This window comes from Alicyclobacillus mali NBRC 102425 (assembly GCF_001570745.1).
GTDB classification, from domain to species: domain Bacteria; phylum Bacillota; class Bacilli; order Alicyclobacillales; family Alicyclobacillaceae; genus Alicyclobacillus; species Alicyclobacillus mali.
In genome coordinates, this window is record NZ_BCSG01000018.1 from 73,120 (window position 1) to 94,163 (window position 21,044).

The 21,044-nt window shown below is 63.5% G+C and carries 24 protein-coding genes; 5 read left to right on the top strand and 19 right to left on the bottom strand.

Annotation, left to right across the window (positions count from 1 at the left end; genetic code table 11):
* The first annotated feature begins 63 nt into the window (after positions 1-63).
* The gene (gene rpsT, locus AMA01_RS07375) at positions 64-351 is read left to right on the top strand and encodes a 30S ribosomal protein S20 (protein ID WP_067849542.1); all 288 of its coding nucleotides are present in this window, start codon (positions 64-66) and stop codon (positions 349-351) included.
* 15 nt (positions 352-366) lie between these two features.
* Here rpsT and AMA01_RS07380 read toward each other — a convergent pair whose 3' ends face one another.
* The 5 genes from AMA01_RS07380 to AMA01_RS07400 all read right to left on the bottom strand — a co-directional run bounded on the left by AMA01_RS07380 (position 367) and on the right by AMA01_RS07400 (position 5,548).
* Positions 367-669 (bottom strand): small, acid-soluble spore protein, alpha/beta type, encoded by a 303-nt coding sequence (locus AMA01_RS07380; protein ID WP_082744057.1) that lies wholly within the window; start codon positions 667-669, stop codon positions 367-369.
* Positions 670-705: 36 nt separating this feature from the next.
* Positions 706-1,719, bottom strand: a complete 1,014-nt coding sequence (gene holA, locus AMA01_RS07385; protein ID WP_067849546.1) for a DNA polymerase III subunit delta — start codon at positions 1,717-1,719, stop codon at positions 706-708.
* A 62-nt stretch (positions 1,720-1,781) separates the two neighbouring features.
* Positions 1,782-2,963 (bottom strand): NAD(P)/FAD-dependent oxidoreductase, encoded by a 1,182-nt coding sequence (locus tag AMA01_RS07390; RefSeq protein ID WP_230088123.1) that lies wholly within the window; start codon positions 2,961-2,963, stop codon positions 1,782-1,784.
* A gap of 114 nt (positions 2,964-3,077) precedes the next feature.
* Positions 3,078-4,601: a ComEC/Rec2 family competence protein gene (locus tag AMA01_RS07395; RefSeq protein WP_067849550.1), complete on the bottom strand. Its 1,524-nt coding sequence runs from the start codon at positions 4,599-4,601 to the stop codon at positions 3,078-3,080.
* Positions 4,598-5,548 (bottom strand): ComEA family DNA-binding protein, encoded by a 951-nt coding sequence (locus tag AMA01_RS07400; protein ID WP_231862865.1) that lies wholly within the window; start codon positions 5,546-5,548, stop codon positions 4,598-4,600. The genes AMA01_RS07395 and AMA01_RS07400 overlap by 4 nt, the downstream gene beginning before the upstream one ends.
* Positions 5,549-5,770: 222 nt before the next feature.
* On the opposite strand from AMA01_RS07400, the gene mntR reads away from it, so the two are divergent.
* Positions 5,771-6,187, top strand: coding sequence for a transcriptional regulator MntR (gene mntR / locus AMA01_RS07405; RefSeq protein WP_067849618.1), 417 nt, complete (start codon positions 5,771-5,773; stop codon positions 6,185-6,187).
* A gap of 21 nt (positions 6,188-6,208) precedes the next feature.
* On the opposite strand, the gene AMA01_RS07410 is transcribed toward mntR, so the two are convergent.
* The 7 genes from AMA01_RS07410 to AMA01_RS07440 are packed head-to-tail and all read right to left on the bottom strand — an operon-like array spanning position 6,209 to position 11,149.
* Positions 6,209-6,958 (bottom strand): class I SAM-dependent DNA methyltransferase, encoded by a 750-nt coding sequence (locus AMA01_RS07410; protein ID WP_231862866.1) that lies wholly within the window; start codon positions 6,956-6,958, stop codon positions 6,209-6,211.
* Positions 6,934-7,287, bottom strand: coding sequence for a ribosome silencing factor (gene rsfS / locus AMA01_RS07415; protein WP_067849556.1), 354 nt, complete (start codon positions 7,285-7,287; stop codon positions 6,934-6,936). Before rsfS ends, AMA01_RS07410 begins: the two co-directional genes overlap by 25 nt.
* Before the next feature lie 16 nt (positions 7,288-7,303).
* A complete protein-coding gene (gene yqeK, locus AMA01_RS07420; protein ID WP_067849559.1) occupies positions 7,304-7,903 on the bottom strand; it encodes a bis(5'-nucleosyl)-tetraphosphatase (symmetrical) YqeK in 600 nt (199 codons plus the stop codon).
* On the bottom strand, positions 7,849-8,568 hold the full coding sequence (nadD, locus tag AMA01_RS07425) for a nicotinate (nicotinamide) nucleotide adenylyltransferase (protein ID WP_067849561.1): 720 nt from the start codon (positions 8,566-8,568) through the stop codon (positions 7,849-7,851). Before nadD ends, yqeK begins: the two co-directional genes overlap by 55 nt.
* Positions 8,561-9,412: a shikimate dehydrogenase gene (gene aroE / locus AMA01_RS07430; RefSeq protein ID WP_067849562.1), complete on the bottom strand. Its 852-nt coding sequence runs from the start codon at positions 9,410-9,412 to the stop codon at positions 8,561-8,563. The genes nadD and aroE overlap by 8 nt, the downstream gene beginning before the upstream one ends.
* The gene (yqeH, locus tag AMA01_RS07435) at positions 9,409-10,599 is read right to left on the bottom strand and encodes a ribosome biogenesis GTPase YqeH (RefSeq protein ID WP_067849564.1); all 1,191 of its coding nucleotides are present in this window, start codon (positions 10,597-10,599) and stop codon (positions 9,409-9,411) included. Before yqeH ends, aroE begins: the two co-directional genes overlap by 4 nt.
* Positions 10,592-11,149, bottom strand: a complete 558-nt coding sequence (locus tag AMA01_RS07440) for a YqeG family HAD IIIA-type phosphatase (RefSeq protein WP_082744059.1) — start codon at positions 11,147-11,149, stop codon at positions 10,592-10,594. The genes yqeH and AMA01_RS07440 overlap by 8 nt, the downstream gene beginning before the upstream one ends.
* A 147-nt stretch (positions 11,150-11,296) precedes the next feature.
* On the opposite strand from AMA01_RS07440, the gene AMA01_RS07445 reads away from it, so the two are divergent.
* On the top strand, positions 11,297-11,791 hold the full coding sequence (locus tag AMA01_RS07445) for a hypothetical protein (RefSeq protein WP_067849567.1): 495 nt from the start codon (positions 11,297-11,299) through the stop codon (positions 11,789-11,791).
* Positions 11,792-11,818: 27 nt separating this feature from the next.
* On the opposite strand, the gene sigK is transcribed toward AMA01_RS07445, so the two are convergent.
* Entirely contained in the window at positions 11,819-12,538 is a 720-nt protein-coding gene (gene sigK, locus AMA01_RS07450) for an RNA polymerase sporulation sigma factor SigK (RefSeq protein WP_012811304.1), read from the bottom strand.
* Positions 12,539-12,778: 240 nt separating this feature from the next.
* Here sigK and AMA01_RS07455 point away from each other — a divergent pair, with 240 nt between their 5' ends.
* Entirely contained in the window at positions 12,779-13,543 is a 765-nt protein-coding gene (locus AMA01_RS07455) for a hypothetical protein (protein ID WP_067849569.1), read from the top strand.
* A gap of 36 nt (positions 13,544-13,579) precedes the next feature.
* Positions 13,580-14,302, top strand: coding sequence for an ATP-binding cassette domain-containing protein (locus tag AMA01_RS07460; RefSeq protein ID WP_067849571.1), 723 nt, complete (start codon positions 13,580-13,582; stop codon positions 14,300-14,302).
* Positions 14,303-14,305: 3 nt separating this feature from the next.
* On the opposite strand, the gene AMA01_RS07465 is transcribed toward AMA01_RS07460, so the two are convergent.
* From AMA01_RS07465 to alaS, 6 genes are all read right to left on the bottom strand, one after another.
* The gene (locus AMA01_RS07465; RefSeq protein WP_067849573.1) at positions 14,306-15,142 is read right to left on the bottom strand and encodes a class I SAM-dependent methyltransferase; all 837 of its coding nucleotides are present in this window, start codon (positions 15,140-15,142) and stop codon (positions 14,306-14,308) included.
* 24 nt (positions 15,143-15,166) lie between these two features.
* Positions 15,167-16,147 (bottom strand): hypothetical protein, encoded by a 981-nt coding sequence (locus tag AMA01_RS07470; protein ID WP_231862867.1) that lies wholly within the window; start codon positions 16,145-16,147, stop codon positions 15,167-15,169.
* A gap of 86 nt (positions 16,148-16,233) precedes the next feature.
* Positions 16,234-17,328: an endolytic transglycosylase MltG gene (gene mltG, locus AMA01_RS07475; protein WP_067849577.1), complete on the bottom strand. Its 1,095-nt coding sequence runs from the start codon at positions 17,326-17,328 to the stop codon at positions 16,234-16,236.
* Between the two features lie 18 nt (positions 17,329-17,346).
* Positions 17,347-17,781: a Holliday junction resolvase RuvX gene (gene ruvX / locus AMA01_RS07480; RefSeq protein ID WP_067849579.1), complete on the bottom strand. Its 435-nt coding sequence runs from the start codon at positions 17,779-17,781 to the stop codon at positions 17,347-17,349.
* Positions 17,771-18,046: an IreB family regulatory phosphoprotein gene (locus AMA01_RS07485; protein WP_012811309.1), complete on the bottom strand. Its 276-nt coding sequence runs from the start codon at positions 18,044-18,046 to the stop codon at positions 17,771-17,773. Before AMA01_RS07485 ends, ruvX begins: the two co-directional genes overlap by 11 nt.
* 62 nt (positions 18,047-18,108) lie before the next feature.
* The gene (gene alaS / locus AMA01_RS07490) at positions 18,109-20,748 is read right to left on the bottom strand and encodes an alanine--tRNA ligase (protein ID WP_067849581.1); all 2,640 of its coding nucleotides are present in this window, start codon (positions 20,746-20,748) and stop codon (positions 18,109-18,111) included.
* Positions 20,749-21,044: the final 296 nt, after the last annotated feature.

Here is a 21,044-nt window from a genome sequence, read left to right on the forward strand (position 1 = left end):
ATTGCCGCCCGGCCCGGTTTCCATGCCGATGCGTCGGCGAGTTGTACGAAGCGAGGTGACATCATGGCCAACATCAAATCCGCGAAAAAGCGGGTGTTGATTACGAAGCGCAACACGCTGCGCAACCGCACCATCAAGTCGGCGCTGCGCACGCATATCCGGAAGTTCGAAACGGCGTTCGCGGCGCAGGACGTGGAGGAAGCGCAGGCTCGGCTCCGCACGGCGCTCCGCGCTTTGGACAAAGCGGTGACGAAGGGCGTCATCCATCGCAACACCGCTGCGCGTAAAAAGTCCCGCCTCGCAAAGCGGCTGAACGCGTTGCTGAATGAAAAGCAGGCGCAGCAGGCGTAACTGCGAGCGCTCTCCTCAAAGGCGACTCTCGGGAGTCGCTTTTTGTTTTTGCATCAGCCGTTCCACGTGGCCATGGGCGAGATCGCGCTTGGCCAGCGCCACCAGCTTGGCCACCATGGGACCGCCCAGTTGTCCTCCTATCTCCCCAGCCTCCTTGGCCGTCAGATTCCCATTTCCACCCTCATCGGCATAGGACACTCCCAGCCGATCCGCCACGAGTTTCGCGGCGGATGGCTTTTCGGGAGCCGTCCGTGGCACTTGATGGAGTTTGCCATCCGGGCCAATCACGTTCACCGTGGGCACACCTCTGTCGCTCAACCACATCACCTCCCGACGTGCGCGCAGGTCTTTTGGCTACTGTGCCCGGTTGTGCGCCGTCGTACTCGCAGCGCACGCGAGTTCCATGAGCGCGAGGTTCAAGGCCACTTCCGGCGCCAGCCGTCCGCGCTTGACGTCCCACTCCGCGTCCGCCAGCACGCGCACGAGCTTGGCCAGGTTCCGCTCCGAAAACCGCGTCGCCTGGCGAGCTGCCGTGCGAAGGGCATACGGATGCACACCGAGCTCCTTGGCCCGCTGCTCCAGGTTGGTGGCGCCTCTGGCGAAGGCCATCAGCCGAACCTGACGCGCCAAAAGGGCGATGAGCGCGAACGGGTCATACCCTTGGCGCGCAAGCCCTTCCAGTCCCTCAAAGACTGAGCCAACGTGGCCCTGCACGGCCCAATCGATCCATGCGAACACGCTGTCCTCGGCCTGCACAGGCACGAGCTCCAGGACGTGATCGCGCGCAATCGGGTTCTCGCCAGCGTACGCCTGGAGCTTGGCGAACTCGTTCATCGAGCGTGTCAGCGACTTCGTTCGCCGCCACAGCTCCGCCAGCGCGTCCTTGGCGATCACGACCCCCTTCGATCGCGCCAGGCGCTCGAGCCTCAACATCGCGTCGCGATCGCGGCTGGGCACAGGGCACGCGATGACTGCGTGGCGCTTGGCCAACTTGGTGACGCGGCGGCGCTCGTCCAGCTTATCGGCTGGAACAGAAAGCACCAGCGTTCGACCCGCAACCGGCTGTTCCAGGTACGCAGCCAGACGCTCCGCGTCCGGGCCGGATCGCCCGTCTGGAGTAAACGCTGTGGCATTGCGAACATACACGAGGGGCTTGTCTCCCAGCAGTGAAAAGGAGCAAAGTTCAAGCTCAGCGGGCTCGAACCCGTCCTCCTGGTAGTCGAAGCGGAGAACAGATGGGCCATCAGGTTGATTTCGCGCCAGCTCGTCGCAAAACCAGTCAAAAAGCCCGATCTCGCTCCCGTACAGGAGATAGACCGAAGCCGGACCGGCCTGCGTCAGGTGATCAATAGCCTCGAAAACGTCCAAAACGAAATACGCCTCCCGAATCGAGTATACCCGATCCGAGAGGCGCGACAGGGCGCTGTAATTCAGATGCGGACGACTTCCTTCGCGTGACTTCCGGCAAGCCGCAGGCCACCCAATTCCCACAGGTACTTGGCCTTGCTTCCTTCCTTCGCCAAGGCGCCCATGACACCCTTGATGGGCACGCCGAGGAAGCTGCCGACACCGACCTCCGAGCCGAGCGAGCAGAGCGTACCCCAGTCGCGCGGTTTGAACGGCTCCATCTCGCGGCGCCGCTCGCGTAGCAGGATATTCTTCGCCGCAAGCGGCCCCATCTGTTCCGCGTTCTGCGCGGTCGGCGGATAAGGCCTGCCGTTTTCGTCTTCTGCCCAAGCGCTGTCCCCAGCGATGAAGATCTGCTCATCGTCCACGGACTGCAGGTAGGCGTTCACCTTGGCGCGGCCGCGGCGGTCCACCGTGAACCCGGATTCGCTCAAAAGCGGATTGGCGCGCACACCTCCGGTCCACACGATGGTGCCCGCCTCGACCTTCTCTCCGCCGTCGAGGTGAATGACGCCCTCCGTGACTTCGTTGATCTTGGCGTTCGTGCGGAGTTTGCCACCGCGCTTCGTGATGGTTTGCGCAACGTATGGCCGCAGATGCTCCGCGACCATCGGCAGAATGGTCGGCATCGCCTCGATGCACTGGACGTCGACCTTCTCCCACGGGATGTCCAACTCGCCGCAGAGCTTCGGAAGATACTCCAACAGTTCTCCCATCAACTCGATGCCCGTAAGCCCTGCACCGCCGAGCGCAATGCGCAGATGGCGCTCGTCGCCGTCCTGCTTGTAGAGCCTGAACTGGTCATCGATGTGGCGGCGGATCTCCACCGCGGAATCGAGATTGGTGATGCTCAAGCTGTACTCCTTAAGGCCCTTGATCCCGAAATACTCCGAGACCCATCCCAGCGCATAGATGAGGTAATCGTACCCAATCTCGCCCTCGGTCGTCTTCAGGACGTGCCGCTCGCGGTCAATCCCGGTGACGCTCGCCACAACGAGCTCCGACGACTCGTTCCTCAGCACTTCCTTGATGGGAATCTTGTACTTGTCGCCGACGTCCCGCCCGCCGGCCACCTCGTGAAGAAGAATGGTGAGGTAGTGGTAATCATGGTTGTTGACGAGCGTGAACGGGATCCCTTGCCTGTCCAGGTAGGCCGCCGCCATCATGCCCGCATAGCCCGCGCCAGCAATCACAATTTTGCTCATGTGCGTCCTCTCCAGTTCCCAGTTTGCTTCGTCTTTCTTTTCATGTCCGATCTCGCCTCGCCGGACCGAACACTTCCATCGCACAATCATAGCACAATGGCGGTTGAAGTCCACTCATCCGTGCCTCCTCGGCATCCGAACATGTGCAACAGCGACCAGCGCGAACACGAGGGCGCATGCACTGGCGAACGAGGCAGGGGCGAGCGAGCGTAAGCTGCCATGCCAAGAGGCCACGCGATGGACAAACCACACGACGGCGAACATCGAGGCGCAGCCGAGGCGACTCAAAACTTGCGCGCACCACGCGATGGGAGGCCATGGCAACGCGTGCGCCACACCAGCCGTGAGCCCCCACAGGACGATGAGCGGCATCAATAGCTCAATGGTTGGCTCGAGAATGGCGGTGGAAAGCGCCCCGTAGGGCGTCCACTGCCGAAACATCCACCACAACACAGGCACCATGTAGGCGTCGACGACGGCGGTGACGAGAAACGCCCGGACGAGCGACGCGCCCACTCGGCGAACCGCACTCGCTGAGAAAGTACGCCTGTCATTTGATCTCTCAGCGCGATCCGCCGTGGTTCGCCGCCACAGCGAATCTGCCTCACAGACCGCAAACGCCGCGTAAAACGACAGAAGCATGCTGGGCGTCAGGAGATCAGCCGGATCCAACACGCCCGCCATCCCAGCCGAAGACCATAACACCGTGTAGCCACTGACCCGGCGGCCGCACATTCCCGCCGCGACGGAGTATGTGGCGCCGCAAGCGGCGCGAAGCACGGCAAGCTGAAAACCACATATCAGCGCGAACCCCCAGATCACGCCGAGGGCATAGGCCCCGTACGCCAATCGCTTTTTGCGCATACGTGCGCGGCCAAACAGGTGATGCCACGGAATCGCCGCCATATCAAGCGCGAATCCGACATTGGATCCACTGGCGACGAGCAGATGCGTCACACCAGCCGCCAAGAAATCTGCTGACACGTTCTGTGGCAAATTGCCCTGTGCGTCGCCGAAGATCATGGACAGAGCAAGCTGAACGAACTCGCGGTTTTCTTCCTGCGCACCATCCTCCATGCCCGATGCCATGAAAGATGTCACGCGCTCGCCCACGCTCGCCGCGCGATGAAGCACCCGCACCCGCCCGTCGAAGAGCTCCAGAGGCGACAGGATGTCCATCGCCGTTGGAACTCGGTTCGAGGCGACGAACGTGCCGTCCGCCTCCACCCACTGCCCAGCGTCGACATGCGGTCCGCGTTCGACGAACACGAGTGCCTCATAGTGACACGGGTGCGCGTCCTCTCCCTCGCCGCGCACTGCCAGCATGATCTCTTTGCGGCCGTGCGTCTCCTTGACGCTCTGCACTTCCCCTGCGATCACGTCCCTCGCGCCCGGGGGCACGGCCGGATGTGCGGGCCGCCACGCGGCCCAGACGGAACCCGCGACCACGCCGGTCGCGAGACTCGCGGCGACAACCAGAAGCAAACGCCGGTCCCGGCACCACACGAAACCGACAAGCGCCAACGCCATCGCAACCGCGGCGGCGGTGCCCGCGGCGCGCCATCCCCATACGTATCTTGACCACTCGCTGGCGAGAAACGCGATGATGGCGCACGCGTGCAGGCGAGTCCGGCTCACGGACCAGGATGGCCCGCGGTGGATGCATTTCCCGGTGGCACAAACACGATGAGGTCTTGCCACTTTGCCAAGGTCTTCTCGCCAATCCCCTTTACATGGCGGAGACTGTCGAGATCAGAAAACGGGCCATGCGCTTGACGATACGCGATGATGGCGGCGGCGCGCTTGGGTCCCACGCCAGGCAATGTCTCGAGCGTCTCCAGGTCAGCTGTGTTGATGTTGATCTTTTGCCCTGCAGGGACGGCGTGCTTCCGCGCACGGCTCGCCCCACCGCTCTGCGACGCGCTCATTCCGCCGCTCGATGCCCTGCTGGCAACGCCCTCTGAGGGATTCCCAGCTGTCCATGCCACAGTTCCCATCTGCCCGCTGGCCTGAGTCTCAGGCGCGGTGTTCTCCGAGGTGGCTGCGGGAATGTCAATCTCCTCGCCATCCCAGACCAGCGCCGCCTGATTCACGTCCGCCGCATCGCCGTCGCGCCGGAAGCCGCCCGCGGCGCGAATGGCGTCGCGCACGCGCGCGCCCTCCTGCAAGGTGACAAGGCCAGGATGGCGAACGTCGCCGTGAACGTCCACCTGCACTGTTGCCCCGTTGTCGGCGTTCGCGCCCGCCGCTTGGGCCGCATCGCTTGTGGCTTCAGATGTCGGTGAAGATGTGGGCGGCACAGCGTTGTCCACCGCCACGTGCCGAGATCCGATCCACGCCGCCCCCGCCGCCACCCCGATGAGCAGAACAATGCGCAGATAGCGCACGAAGGAGCGAAGTCGCGTGAAGAACGTTTCGCGCCCCCCTTGCACCCGGGCGTCCATCGCCTCGCTTGCGCCTGTCGACGGGTTCCAATCTCCTGCAAACGCATCTTCCCATCCCGCATCGTCGAAATGCGGCGCCTCTCGCCACGGAGCCTGTGCCGCACCGGATGTATCTCTCCACTCGCGCACGGAGCTCTCCACCTTCATCCCTCCCTGCAGACATCGATGCCCCACAGATTCGAGGTTAGGTTGGCGAACACCTGTTTGCGATACAATCAATTCCTCATGACTTTGGAGACGCCAGTGGAATAACGAGCGGGCATTGAATATCTTGCCTGAGAAGAGGCGTTGCCGAGCCTTTCCGGGGTCGTGTACAATCGATGCAACGGTATGGGGAGGTTGAACGCGGTGCTGACGCCCAGCATGGAAGACTACCTGGAGAAGATTTACGAACTCATTCACGAGAAGGGATATGCGCGCGTCTCAGACATCGCCAACTCCCTGGCCGTGCAGCCAAGTTCCGTCACGAAGATGCTTCAGAAGCTCGACGAAAACGAGTACGTGAGTTACGAGAAGTACCGGGGGATTGTGCTCACGGCAAGAGGGCATAAGATGGGGCGGCTGATGAAGGAGCGTCACGCCATGCTGGCGGATTTCCTGCGCATGCTCGGCGTCCAGGAAGACACGCTGCAGAAGGATGTCGAGGGCATCGAACATCACGTCAGTCCCGCGACGCTCGAAGCCCTTCAGTCGCTGGTGCTGTTCCTGCAGGCCCATCCGGACGTACTAACTTCGTTCCTGTCGTTTCGAGAGCAGTCAAGCGAGCGGTCATCCACGTGAGCCATCGAAGGTGGTGGACCGTCACCGCCGTCTGAGCAGCCATACAACGCGATCCGCCTGGTCCACCGGGCACGCTCCGAAATCCCCCTGGACCTCCGCAACGTCCCACCCTGTCCGGCCGAAAAGGTCGTGGAGCGCTGCCGGATCCCAGTACCGCTGCACGTGCTCCTCGTCAAACCGGCGATAGAGCGTTCCTTCTCCGTCGATCCCGGCAAATCCGCACACGCGATGGACAATTCGTTCTCCCTCGACCTCGGTCTCGTGCACGATGACGAGATGATCGCGCACGTCGTGCCATGCGCCGTCGCGAAGCTGTTGTATCCGGCGCGGGCCGAGGGTATCGAGCGCCCACTTGCCTCCGGGGCGCATGCACGCCCGAACGCGCTGGAGCGCGCGTTCCACCTCGTCTGCCGTCAAGAGGTAATTCAACACGTCGGTCGAAGCGAGGGCGAAATCGGCGGCCTCGGGAAGGGCGAGATCGCACAGATCCGATTCCAGCCAGCGCACGTTCGCCAGGTGGCCCCAGGCGTCAAACGCGACGGCCAGCATCTCCGGCGATCGGTCGACGGCGTAGACGCGCTCGGCGCGCTCCGCGAGCCAGGCGGCCATCCTGCCCGTGCCGCAGCCGAGATCCATCGCCACGCGAGCGGAAAACAGGTGTGGGGCGAGCGCTTGTTGCCACGCGTCGTAGAGCGCATCGCCCATCAACTCGTCGTAAAACGCAGCGAGATCTTCGTACGCCATGGTCAGTTGGCCTCGATGGGAATCCACTCGGCGTCGCCCCACAGGCGCTCGAGGTGATAAAACTCCCGCTCCTCAGGCCGAAACACGTGCACCACCACATCGCCAAAGTCGAGCAAGACCCAGCGCGCCTCATCCAGTCCCTCGACGCCGCGGCAGGTGACGCCGAGTTCGGCGAGATCGTCCCGCACCGCCCGGGTCACCGCCTCCACCTGCGGGCGCGAACTCGCGGAACAAATCACGAAGTAGTCCGCCACGGGCGTCAGTTCCTGGACGTTCATCACCACGACGTCGGTGGCCTTCTTGTCCAAGCAGGCCGTCGCAGCCCGGCGAGCGATTTGCTCGACGTTTGGATTCATGCACATGCCTCCTCGATTAGAGCGAATGTCGCGCCTTCCGGCGCACTTCGTTCAACAACTCGTTTCGCGCGTTCACGGTCGTGAGATCGATGGCGAAGCCGCGATCGAGCGCGTACCTGAGCGTGGATTCGAGGCTCGCCAAGGCGGCCGCCTTGAGATCTTTTTCGGCGAGCAAGCGGATGTCATCCACACCGGGGTAGTCGCGCGACGGTTCGATGGCATCTGCCACAAACAGCACCATTTCAAGCTCGCCCATGCCGGGCCTGCCGGTGGTGTGGTAATACACCGCGTTCAGCACGTCGGCATCCTCCACACCGTATTCTACGCGCGCGACGTCCGCGGCAACCGGACCGTGCAACAGGATGGGCGCCTCGAGCCAAGCTGCTGGCACGTCCAGCTTTCGATCGCGTGCGTGGGCGAGAAGCCGGTCCTGAGGCCATTCTCGCGCGAGATCGTGGAGCCAGGCGGCGAGCTCCGCGTCGAGCACAGGCGCCCCAAATCGCCGAGCGAGCGCCACGGAAGTCTCCACGACGCCGAGCACATGCTTGTAGCGCGCAGGCGTCAGCGACTCGGCGAGGCGCTGCCGAAGATGATGGATGACGTTCCCCCGCTCCATCCCGATCCCATGCCTCCTTCCGGCCCCTGGCGCCAGATCTCGAGCACCGGATCCGGCACAAGGCCACACACGTCGAGACGCCGGTCCAGCCGATCTCGCACCCACGTGGACGACACGTCGAGCATGGGCATGTCGATCACGTCCATCCGAATGTGGGGGAGGCGCGCGCGGGCGCTGGCCGCGGCGGTGTCGAAGTCGTACCCCGGTCGGCGCGCGACGACAAAGCGCACCATCTCGCAGAGTTCCTCCGCGCCGTGCCACTCCGGAAGGTGTTGCAGGCTGTCTGCGCCGAGGAGAAAGAGAAACTCGACCTCCGGATACCAGGAGATGAGGGCGCGCAGGGTGTCGACGGTGTACGACGGCTTCGGCAGGCGATTCTCGACATCCGTGACGCGCATGTGCCGCCTCGCTCCAATCAGCGCCTCCACCATGCGAAACCGCCACGCGAAGGTGTCCACGTCGATCTCTGCCTTGTGTGGCGGCTTCGCGGCCGGCATCCACCACACCTCGTCGGCGCCCACCTGCTCGTAGGCAATCTGAGCCATGGTCAAATGGCCGACGTGCGGCGGATCGAACGTGCCGCCGAACAGCAGAATGCGCCCCGGCGCCGCCGCCGATGTCCGTTCGCCGTTTGCCTCAGTATACCATACGGTCTCTTCACCCATGGCCGTTCGCCTCTTCCCGCTCGAGGGCCTCGTAGACCGCGCGCTGCATAACATCGACGGGCGCCTCGCGATCGAGCCACCACTCGTACGCCTTCACGCCCTGCCAGATGAGCATCGAGGCGCCATCCGCAACCTTCGCCCCGCGCGCCTGCGCCTGGCGAAGAAAGAGCGTGTGCAGCGGCCGATAGACGATGTCCTGCACCACCTGATGCGGCTGAAAACATTCCGGCGATTCAACTGGCGATTCCTCGACCCGCGGCCACATGCCGATAGGCGTGCACTGGACCACCAAATCAGCCCGCGCGATGGCCTCGTGCCGATCCGGCCAGGCCACGTGCCGAACGGAAAGCCACTCGCCGTACAGCTGCGCGAGCGCCTCGGCTTGCTCGGGCCTGCGACAGCAGACCGAAACCTCGCTCCCCGGCCGTTCCTTGGCGAGCGCCGTGAGGATGGCTTGCACACTGCCACCCGCGCCAAGAATGGCCGCCTTAAGCGAGCCCTCGCCCAAAAACGGCGCCACGGACGCCCACCATCCGCTCACATCCGTGTTGTGCCCCACCGCTCCCGTCGGGGTGAAGCGAACCACGTTGACCGCCCGGGCCATCTCGGCCTCCTCGGTGCGCGCCTCCACCCAGTCGTACACGCCGAGCTTGTGGGGAATGGTCACGTTGATCCCCACCGCGCCGATGGCGCGCAGGCCGCGCAGCGCATCGACGAGATCCCCCGGCTCCACCTGAAAGGGCAGGTACACCGCGTCCACACCCTGCGCCTGAAACGCAGCGTTCATCATGGTCGGCGACAGCGAATGCATGACCGGCTTGCCGATCACGCCAAACAGCCTCACGGCGCATCCCCCCCGCCTTGCGGATTGTGCGCACGGTGGGCGAGCACGCCGACGAGCCTCGGCCGCATGGAAAGAGACAGCCACGCAGGCGCCTCAATCCGCACCAGCGTCCTGCGCCCCGCCCACGCAATCCAGCCGAGCCCCGGCAGAACGATGTCCCCGCCCCGTTTGCCCAAAGAGAAATCGGCGTCGCGCCGCGGCGGCGCCGCCACGAGCCAGGAGCGCCGATCCGCAAACGCGTCCGCGCACGCTTCGCACGGGACCTTCAGGATGTCGTAGCGGTGATCCGCAAAAAACGAATCCGCCCGTTCCCGCTTGGTCCGATGCACCGGCAGCTCGTTCGAGACATAGAGCACGATGCCCTGGCGCTCGCCCCCCAACGTCTCGAGGCGCACCAGGCCGCCGAGAAACAGCGCTTGCCCGGGGTTCAACTGGTACACGCGCGGGCGCACGCGCGATCGCGGCACCACCCACTTCAAACAGTCGCCGCACAGCCGCTCGATGACGCGCGACGTGTACATGAGACCCGGCGTGTCAAACAGTTCGACGCGGCCGTACGGTCCTTCAATTTCGAGTCGCGACATGGCGAGCGTGGTCCCCGGCCTGCGCGACACGGTGAATGGCTGCTTCCGCTCCGACAGCCGCTCGACCATCGCGTTGAGAAGCGTCGACTTGCCCACATTGGCCATGCCCATCACGTACACCGGCCGCTTGGTCTCCCTCGCGACGCGATCCACGAGCCGGTCGACGCCACGGCGCTTCTCGGCGCTGATGAACACCACATCGAGCGGCTCCACGCCCGTCGCGCGCACCTCGCCACGGATCCAGTCCGCCAGCGCCTCGTAGCCCACATCGGCCGGCAGAAGATCCACCTTGTTCACGACGACGATCACGTCGCTCGACGCGACGAACCGCCGCGCGCTCGGGATGAGGCTGCCGGCGAGATCGAACACGTCCACGACGTACAGCACGAGCCCGGGGCGATCGAAGATGGCCGAGATCTGGCGCTGATACGTCTCTTCGTCCACGGAAATGGGCGTGAAGTCGCCGTAGTGGCGCATGCGAAAACAGCGCCGGCAGAGCACGTCATCCCGCTCCTGGTGGCTCTCCGGCACGTAGCCTGGCATCCGCTCGTCCGTCGATTGAAGCGGTGCCCCACATCCCACACACACTCGGGTGTCAGTCATCCAAACGCCTCCTGTCCGCGGCGGGCTCGGGGCGCCGGAGCCCTCGCCGTTCCAACCGCCTCAAGACCAGCCGCTCGGCCATGCGCGAAATCTTGGTGCCCCACCACTCCACCGGATTCTGTGGAAGCACCAGAATGGCGTACAGTCCAAGCCGCTTCGCGCCCTGGATATCCGTGAAAAGCTGATCGCCCACCATCGCAGTGGCCTCCGGCGGCATATGGAAGCGGCGGAGCGCCTCCAAAAACCCGCGCGATTTGGGCTTGCCAGCCGCCGAGACCGCCGGCACGCCGCACAGTTTGGCAAACGATTCGACGCGATCCTCGCCATTGTTTGAGATGATGCACACGTGAAAGCCCCGCGCATGCACGCCGCGCAACCACGCGGTGAGTTCGGACGGCACGTCGGGGTGATTCCACGGCACCAGCGTGTTGTCGAGATCCGTCAAAATCAGGCGAATCCCCCGCCGCCAAAGGGCGTCGAGATCAATCTCGTAGATGGACGCCACGTACTCGTCCGGCATGAGCCGCGAGAGCCAGGCCAAGCTTCTCACCCAATTTCGTCGTTCGTTGTCCGCGCGCTTCGATAACAGTTGGATATGATACCATACGCGTAGATACCGACGCCAGGGATGCGCTCCCGCGCGGACCCAACGTTTTCAGGCGGCGGCTTGTCCGCTTCACTCGCGGAGGTGGAGAAGATGTCCACGTGGACCGTGACCTATGCGTTTCCCGCCAATCTCAATTTCATCCTGTATGTATGGCGGCTCCGCGCACATTCCGAGAGCCCTGAATCGAAAGGCGCACGCGATGCCCATTCGGATGGGGAAGAGCGATTTGCGCTCATTTGGCAACAGGAACTCGAGGAGATTCGCCGCCTGGGCGCGGCCGAAGTCGATGGCCGCTGTCTCGCGGGATTGGAAGGTCCGCTGCGCCCTCTGTTCACCGACTCGCCGATAGGACATGGCGCCTTTGAATCCGCGTGGCCCCTGTTCGCGGAGTGGTGGCAACCGGCGCGCGTGGCGTATGAAGAAGCCATCCAGCCGTATCTAAGCCAATTGACCGAGCAATACCGTGCGGATGATGAGCATCGCCAGGTGCTCCTCACCTACGCGCCGCACCCGAGTGAATGGGTGTCGCAACACGGTTCGGTCTTCGTCCTCCCGTTTGAACGCATCTTCGCGGCGCGCGCATGAGGCCCGCCGAAGCTCGGCGGGCCTCCTCTACGCGTCTGCGCCAGAGCCGGCAGGTTTCCGCTGGCGCATGTTTTCGTACAATTTCACAATGGCCTTTTGCTCAATGCGCGAAACGTAGCTGCGCGAAATGCCGAGTTCCTTCGCGATTTCCCGCTGCGTCCGCTCCTCCCCGTCCGGCAGCCCAAACCGCTTGCACAGCACCTCCCGCTCGCGCGGGGCGAGAAGCGGCAGGCACTCGAACATCTTCTGCTTCTCCCACGACATATCCACGGCGTCGATCACGTCGTCCGGATCGGAACCCAACAGGTCCGCGAGCGTCATCTCGTTGCCGTCCTTGTCGGTGCCGACGGGATCGGACAAGAAGGCGTCGCGCCGATGCTTCTTGCTGCTGCGCAGGTACATGAGAATTTCGTTTTCGATGCAGCGGGCAGCGTAGGTCGCGAGCTTCGTGCCCTTGTCGGGCCGATAGCTCTCGACGGCCTTGATGAGCCCGATGGTGCCGATGGAGATGAGATCGTCCATCTCCTCGCCGGAGGATTCGTACTTCTTGGCCAGGTGCGCGACGAGGCGCAGGTTATGCTCGATGAGGCGATTGCGCGCATCGGCGTCGCCCGCGAGGTAGTCGCGAATCGCGCGCTCTTCCTCCTCGGGGCTCAGCGGGTGAGGAAAAGCGCCCTGCTTGACATACGAGACAAACAGCGAGACGTCCTTGAACACGAGCGCCAGCAGCGTGAGCAAGCCGGGCACTTGGTCCACCTCCAGCCTGGATGCGTTGCATCTAAAGCTTTATGCGGAGAGGACAGGAAAACTGCTATGGCACAGGAAAGGGACATCCGGATTTCCAACGGGGCATCCTGGCGAAGCATGCAGAAATCGCAGGAGAGACGGGATTGCTCATCACATCTAAATCGTGCTATAATTTGTATAATCATATCACAACCTGGCCAGACGTCCAAGGGAGAGGGCAGCGCAGGCGGAGGTGCGCAGATGCTGTTTAGACAGACCTACGAATATTTCGTGCTCTTTAACAAGGTAGCCTTCAGCAACCGCTTGGGATTCCTGTGGATGCTCGTATTGCCCGCCGCTGTGTTCATCGCGCAGCACGCCTCGTGGTTTGCGCACAAGCCGACCATCCCAACGTATGATGCCTCTCTGGCCGGTTGGTGGGGATACGTGGTACTCGGCAGCTCGGTGAACGGCGTCGGATTATCGCTGTTACAGATGCGAGAGTCGGGATTTCTCAAGATGTTCCGCTTTGTCGGAGGGCACGCCTATACGGTCGCAGCAGGACAAATTGCGTCGATGTTGTTCTACACGCTCGTCAACGTCACACTGCTCACCGCGGCGACGTCCCCGATGTCCCCGGTTCCGTTTTTTGCGCTGTGGCCAATTGCCATGCTCGCCTGCACAATATCCTTCATCCCGGTCGCCATCTTTTTCTGCCTGATTCCGTCTCTGCCTGTGAGAGTTCAGTCCATTTCACCGCTGCTCAACGTGCTCATCGCGCCGTTGGTGTACCTGGCGTTTGTTGATGGCTACCGTTCCTTTCCAATCACCAGAGAGATTCTCGACACCTTGAACCCCATCGTGTTCGTCATGCGACTCACAAGCGCTTTGTTCACTGTGACAGGGCTCGGCTCATCGATGCACGCAGACACACTTCCAGTCATCGCGGTAGGCGTGTTCTATTTGATGATAGGTCTCATAGGTCTGCGCTCGATTCGCGTGATATCCACCGTGCTGAGAACATGACGAAGGCACGAACTGCCGTACAGGGAGGACGACGACGTGCGACTTCAGCTGGAGGAAGTCTCGTTTCGCTATCCTCGATCGAATCGTTGGATTCTAAAGGATCTTTCCGCGACGTTTGAGCCCGGGAAGCTGAACGCAGTCATCGGGTTGAATGGCACGGGAAAGACCACGCTCTTCGACATCATCGCCGGTGCCTTGCCGCGCCCGGATGGCGTCTTGGGAGCGCCTTCTCCAGAGCGCATTGTGTATCAGCTGCAGAGCGTTCCGCTGTTCAACACGTTGAAGGGGAAGGACCTCGTTCGCCTTCTCATGAACATCGACCACGGCGCCACGCCATCCGTCGGCGGATTTCCTCATCGCTTGGGACTCAACGAAAGAGAGAACGCGCTCTTCGAGCGCCTATGGTCCACTCGCCTTGGAGCCATGTCCGTGGGCGAACGCCGCTGGCTGGTGACGACATGCATTTCCTCGATGGATCGAGACTTGTATCTGTTTGACGAACCGACCGCGAACGTCGACCCTGAAGCGCGTATCCGGATATTGTTCCGGCTCGGTAAACTCGCGCAGCGAGAAAACACAATCGTCATCATGTCCACTCACCACCTGCACGAGCTGCAGTACGTCGACTCCATGGTCTATCTGCTCCACGAGGGGCGGATTCGCTTCCAGGGGCCGTACGAGGCGTTCGTAAATCAGGTGGATGGCGAACCCCATCAGAATCCGGACCAAATCTTTCACCGGCTCATTGAGGACACGTGAACATCAAAAAGATAGATCCCTTCTCCCAGGCGTTTGGCCGTCCGCCCCCAGCGGCTTTCGGAAAGTCAAGCAGTACAGGTTGCCCCCATCGAGCTCCTGCACGCGAACATCCTCAGCCATCTTCGGCACCGCGTGGATCGGTATCTCCACGAGCGCGCCGCGGTCTCGGAACCAACGCCTCACGAATGGAACTCGCTCGTAAGTGCTCCGGACCTTCCGCTCGGTTTCGTCCACCACCACAACCTTCGTTCCCGGCTTGGCAATGCGCATCATCTCCTGCATGGCACGCGCGGGATCGGTGAAAAAGTTGATTCCCCCCACGTGGAACACGACATCGAAGGTGTTATCTCGGAATGGCAGAGCCTCCGCTAAGCCTTGAAACAACCGGATCTCCGCTCCCTCCCTCCGACACGCGCGCTGACAGACGCGCAACATGCCTAGCGAGAGGTCCAGTCCATACATTTCCAATCCAGAGTACGAACGATTCAGAAAGAGAAGGTTGCGACCTGTGCCACATGAAATTTCGATCACGCGGTCGCCGTCGCGCACCTCGAGCTCGCGCAGGATATCTGCCCGATACTGTTTTTCGCCGCCCGATCGGAGGGTGAAACTGAAGGAGTTGGCGAGATCGTAAACCGGAGCAATGCGATCGTACAGCTTCTGATAGCGGGCGTTGGCTCCAACGACCGCCGCCTGCGCGGCAAAGATCGGAATCCCGTGCACCAGGGGATACTCGGATCCGCCCACGACGGCGCGCAGGGCGGGGCGGGGGCGCGCCACGAATTCGAGCGGCTTGCCATGCACGGGATCGCACAGGAGCGCGAGGGTTTCACGCTTCATGGAACACCGCCCTTCGCGCGACGCTCATGTTCCACCTTCGACGGGATCGCGGCGCGGGATCTCAATGACCGCGCGCATCGCGTCGTCCTCGATCCCGCAGCGCAGGCGTTCATCCCACACCGTCAACCACTCGAACGCCTCGAGCAGCCGTTCGGGATCCGGGCCGCCCCGTTCATAGACGAGGTGGAATTCGAGGCCGCCAGCCACACCCCGGATTTCCGTTCGATCCGGCCTTGGCTTGATCGCCAGAGCCGAGCGGCACAGGAAGCGCACCACGGCGCGCGTCCGGGCCCCGTCCCGCGCGGAAAGCGCGGGAATATCCCGCACGTGACAGGGGACGCCTGGAAGGATGGATTCTGCTTCTCGGCGCAGCGCGTCCGCGAGCGCGGCGCTGGCCCCCACCGCTCCCGTACGCTCCGTGCTCTGCTCGAGCGCCTCGACCGCCTGTCGCCAGCCAAGCACCGCGAGCTGTTTCCACGCCTGTTCACGGCGCCGAGATTCGGCGAGCAGGCGCGCGGCGCGCACGCCGAAATACAGCATCACGATGGCGAACCCGGCGATGGCGCCTTCCATCGGCGTCAGCCGCGTGGTCAACACCAACGACAGCCCGAGGATCACGTACAGAACCGTGTTTGCCACGTCGTGCGGCCGCAACACGGCGGCCACATAACCCAGGATGGGCCACAACAGATCCGTCGCGTGGTTCGGCGGCGTGTCGCCGGCAAACAAGAGTCCGAGGCACGCCAGCATGGCGGCGATGCTCACGTACGGCGCCAGACGGTGCCCGGCGCGCCCGCTGAGCACGAGCACTACGGCAGCCTCCGCGAGCACCATGGCCTCGTAGTACAGGCGAATGATGAAGGGACCGTGCGCAAGCGGTAGGTAGACCACCAAAATCGCCAAGGCGGCGATGGTTCGCGGCACCCAATGCGTCCAGTCCGCCCACGTCCGGCGGATGTCCGCCCGAACCTGTCGATACGTGCCCAGAAGTTTCTTCCTCTTCATGCGCCTATCATAGCAAACGCGAAAAAGGTCGGCCACTGACATCCTGCGAGCGAGGCGCGCGAAGCGCCACCTCTCGCCCCTGCGACTCACCTGCTGCTCGACTGCTCCGACCGCTTCTTCAGATTCTCTTCCCGCAGCATCTCATTATGCAACTGCTGGCTGTACGTCTCGGCGAAGTAGTGTTCGCCGGTTCCGTTGCCCTTGGCCACGTAGTACAGATACTTCGTGTGCGCGGGGTGGAGCGCCGCCTCAATGCTCGCAAGGCTCGGACTGCAAATCGGCCCAGGCGGCAATCCGCCGTACAAATACGTGTTGTAGGGATTTCGCGCGTCCATGATGTCCGCATCCGTCACGACCGTCAGGTGTCGACCGATGGCATAATCCACCGTGGCGTCGATCTGCAAGCGCATGTTGAGCCTCAGCCGGTTGTCGATCACGCTCGCGATGATCGGCCGCTCGGAGGCCACCTCCGCCTCGTTTTCGATCAGCGACGCCTCCGTGATCGCCTCGTTCAGCGTGAGCTTGTCCGCCCGCAGCGCCGCTTCGTTCGCGGGCGTGAGCACGCGCGCCGCAAAGTCGTTCAGCATTTCATTCACGACGTCCACCGGGTTTTCATTCCGGTAGAACTGATACGTGTCCGGGAACAGGTATCCCTCGAGCCGGTAGCGAACATCGCGCCGCCCCGCAAGCTGCTTCAAAAACGCCTGATGGTAGTCGCCCGCTTGCACCGCTTTGAGAAACGCCGCCTCGCTGCAAACTCCATCCTGTGCGAGCCGCGCCGCGATGTCCACAATGTCATAACCCGGCGGAATGGTCACATTGACCACGTCGGGGACGATCTCGCCCGCGGTCATCTGCCGATAGATCTGTGGCGCTGACTCATCCGCGGACAGCGCGTACGTGCCGGCCAAAATCGGGCCGCCCCCGCGCAGACGCCCGTACAGCTCAAACGCGGTGGCGCTGCGGATGAGCCTCATCGCCTTCAATCGCTCGGCGACCGTGGCGACCGTATCGCCGGCCTTCACCTCGAACCGCTCGAGCGGAGCCTTGGCCGACGACACGGGCCGCAGCCCCGCGCGGAACCACGCGCCAAAGACGAGCGCGACCACGACCACAAGCGCCAGGGCGACAACGATGATCCATCGCGCGCGCCGCCTCGCGCTTGCTGGCTGGTTCGACATACATTCACCTTCCAACGTTCAACCTTCGAATTCCGCGCCCTCGCCGCCCGCCCGCTGACGCGATCGCAGGTAGTCTTCGAGCAGGACCTGCGCGGCGGCCGCGTCGAGCGTCGCGCGGCGCTCCCTGCGCCGCACGTTCTGCTCGATGAGGAAGCGCTCCGCGCTCACCGTGGTCAACCGCTCATCGTACAGATGGACCGGCAGGCCCGTGCGCGCCGCCAGCATCCGGGCGAACTTCTCCGCACGCGACGTCATCTCCGACGGCTGGCCCGACATGTGGAGCGGTCGCCCGACGACAATCCGCCCCACCTCTTCCCGCCGCGCCAACTCCGCGACTTCGTCCGCCGCCTGCCCATCCGATTGGCGCTCGATCACGCCGTACGGCTGCGCGATGAGCCCCGTGGGATCCGACAAGGCGACACCAATCCGCCGCTCGCCGAAATCAATCGCCATCGTCCGCATCGCCATACAGTGCGGCGTAGGCCCGCACGAGCTCCTCGATGAGATCATCCCGCTCGATGCGCCGGATGGTGTTGCGCGCGTCCATGTGGCTCGTGATGTACGCAGGATCGCCCGAAATCAGGTACCCCGCAATCTGGTACACGGGATTGTACCCCTTTTCCTTCAGGGCGCGGTACGCGATTTGAAACGCGCGCCGAACCTCGGGATTGCCTGACTTCGACGCGAATCGCATCGTGCTGTCAAACTCTTGTCCCAATGCCCGCACCTCGCTCGGGCGTCTGCCGACGCCAAAAAGTCGCTCGTCCCCTTACTTTCGAGTCAGCGCGCGCGATTTCCTGCGGCCTGCTCGAGAATTTCCCCGACCTTTTGGATGGCCTCGGAGAGCTTCGCCGCGTCTCGGCCTCCTGCCTGGGCCAGATCCGGCCTGCCGCCGCCGCCACCGCCGGTCACCGCGGCCACCTGTTTGACAATCTCACCCGCATGGAGGCCCCGCGACTGCCAGTCCTTCGACACGTACGCGACAAACTGCACCTTGCCGCGGTGGGCGGATCCCAGCACCACCACGACGGAGTCCACCCGGGCCTTGATCTCGTCCACCAGCTGGCGCAGCCCGTCCATGTCGAGATCGGACAGCGCAGCGCGAATGACGGGGACCCCCGCCACCGTCTCGACGTTCGCGACGAGCTCGTCCACGCGCGCGTGCGCCAGACGCGCCTTCGCCGACTCGAGCTCCCGCTCCATCTCGCGCATCTCCTGCACCACGCGCTGCGCGCGCTCCACCACCGTGCTCACGTTGGTCTTCAACGCGTCCGCCACCTGGCGCAGCCGCTCCTCGCGCTCCCGGGCGACGCGATACGCGTGCCGACCGGTGACCGCTTCGATGCGGCGCGTGCCGCTCGCGATGCCCGTCTCGGACGTGATGAGAAATTGCCCAATGACGCCCGTCCGCGGCACGTGGCAGCCGCCGCAAAGCTCGATGCTCTCGCCCGCCTGGACGACGCGCACCCGCTGGCCGTACTTCTCGCCGAAGAGCGCCATGGCACCCATGGCCTTGGCCTCATCCAAATCCATTTCGCCGATGTGAACGGCGTGATCGCGCCAGATCTCGTCGTTCACGCGGCGCTCCACCTCGGCCAGTTCCTCCTCCGTGAGCGGCCCGAAGTGAGAGAAATCAAACCGCAGGCGCTCCGGTTCGACGAGCGATCCCGCCTGCGCCACGTGCGTCCCGAGCACGTCGCGCAGCGCCTTGTGCAGGAGGTGCGTCGCCGTGTGATTTTTCACCGTGTCGCGGCGGGAGTCCTCGTCCACGTGCGCTCGCACGCTGTCGCCCTGAAGCAGCGAGCCGTCGACGACGCGCACCCGCATGACGTGCTGCCCGTGCGGCGCCTTCTGCACGTCGAGGACCTCCGCCTTGCCGTTTGTGCCGACGATCTCGCCGCGATCCCCCACCTGTCCGCCGCTCTCCGCGTAAAACGGCGTGACATCGAGGATGACCTGGCCTTCCTCGCCGATGGCGAGCCCATCGACGCGATCGCCATCCTTGAAGATGCCAAGGATGGTCGCGTCCACGGTGAGCTCGTCGTAACCGACGAACTGAGATGGCTCCGTGAAGGTCTCCAGGGCGCCGCGCTGGCTCTGCATGCCCTCGGCCACCTGCCGGGCCTCGCGCGCCCGCGCGCGCTGTTCCTCGAGCTCGCGCTCAAACCCTTCCCGGTCCACCTCGATGCCGTTCTCGCGCGCGATCTCGACGGTGAGATCGATGGGAAAGCCGTACGTGTCGTACAGGCGGAAGGCCGCTTCCCCGGACAGGACGGTCTCGCCGCGCGCCTTGACCTCGTCGATGGTCCGGTTCAAGAGCTCCTCGCCGGCGGCGAGCGTCTGCAGGAAGCGCTCCTCCTCGGTGCGAACCACGCGCTCAATGAGAGATCGCTTCTCGCGCACCTCGGGATAGTCTTCGCCCATGATGCGGTCCACCACGTCCACGAGCTCGTACAAGAAGGGACGTTCGACGCCGAGCTTGCGGCCGCTTCGCACCGCGCGGCGCAGCAGGCGGCGGATGATGTACCCGCGGCCTTCATTGGACGGGAGCACGCCGTCTCCGATGGCGAACGTCACCGTGCGGACGTGATCGGCGATGATCTTGAGATGGACGTCGTCCTCAGACGATCGACCGTACGGGCGCCCCGAAAGTTCGGCGGCGCGCTGGATAATGGGCCGGAACAGGTCCGTCTCGAAGTTGTTCGGCACGTCCTGCAGGATGCTCGCCAGGCGCTCCAGGCCCGAGCCCGTGTCGATGTTCTTCTTCGGCAACGGCGAATACGATCCGTCCGCGTTCTTGTTGAACTGCGTGAACACGAGGTTCCAGATCTCGAGAAACCGATCGCAGTCGCAGCCGGGCTTGCATTCAGGCGAACCGCAGCCGTAGGCCTCGCCGCGATCGTAGAAGATCTCCGAACACGGGCCGCAGGGTCCTTCGCCGATCTCCCAGAAGTTATCTTCCTTGCCGCGGTAGATGCGCGACTCGGGCAGCCCGACTCGGTGATGCCACACCTCGAACGCCTCGTCGTCCTCCTCGTGAATGGTGACGGAGATGCGATCCGGGTCCAGTTCGAGGACCTGCGTCAAGAACTCCCACGCCCAGGTGATGGCCTCGAGCTTGAAGTAGTCGCCGAACGAAAAATTGCCGAGCATTTCAAAGAACGTCTGGTGTCGCGCGGTGTGGCCGACTTCCTCGATGTCGTTGGTGCGAATGCACTTCTGCGCATCCACGATGCGCGGCACCTCTGGAATTTCCCGGCCGTCGAAATACGGCTTCAGGGGCGCCATGCCCGCGTTGATCCACAGCAGAGTCGGATCGTCCTTCGGCACGAGCGGAAAGCTCGGCAACACCATGTGACCGCGCTCCGCAAAAAATTGCTTGAATGCGCGGCGAATTTCTTGTCCAGTGAGCGATTTCATGCGCAACCTCCTCCTCCGACGCATCGCACTTCGGCTGTGTCCTTCTGCACGAAAAACCCCCGCCCCACAATCAGGGACGGGAGTTTCCCGCGGTACCACCCTGCTTACAGGCTCGTCCGCTCGTCTGAGCCTGTCGCCTCTGGCGCTGTAACGGGCACACCCGGCGTGCTTTGCCACACGCGCTTGGAAGGGGCTTTGAACCGGTTGCCTCGAGGCAGCTCGCAGCCGAAGGCCGCCCTCTCTGAGCAAGGCGCCCCGATTCTACTTGTCTTCCGCATCGCTTTGTCGTCGATTTT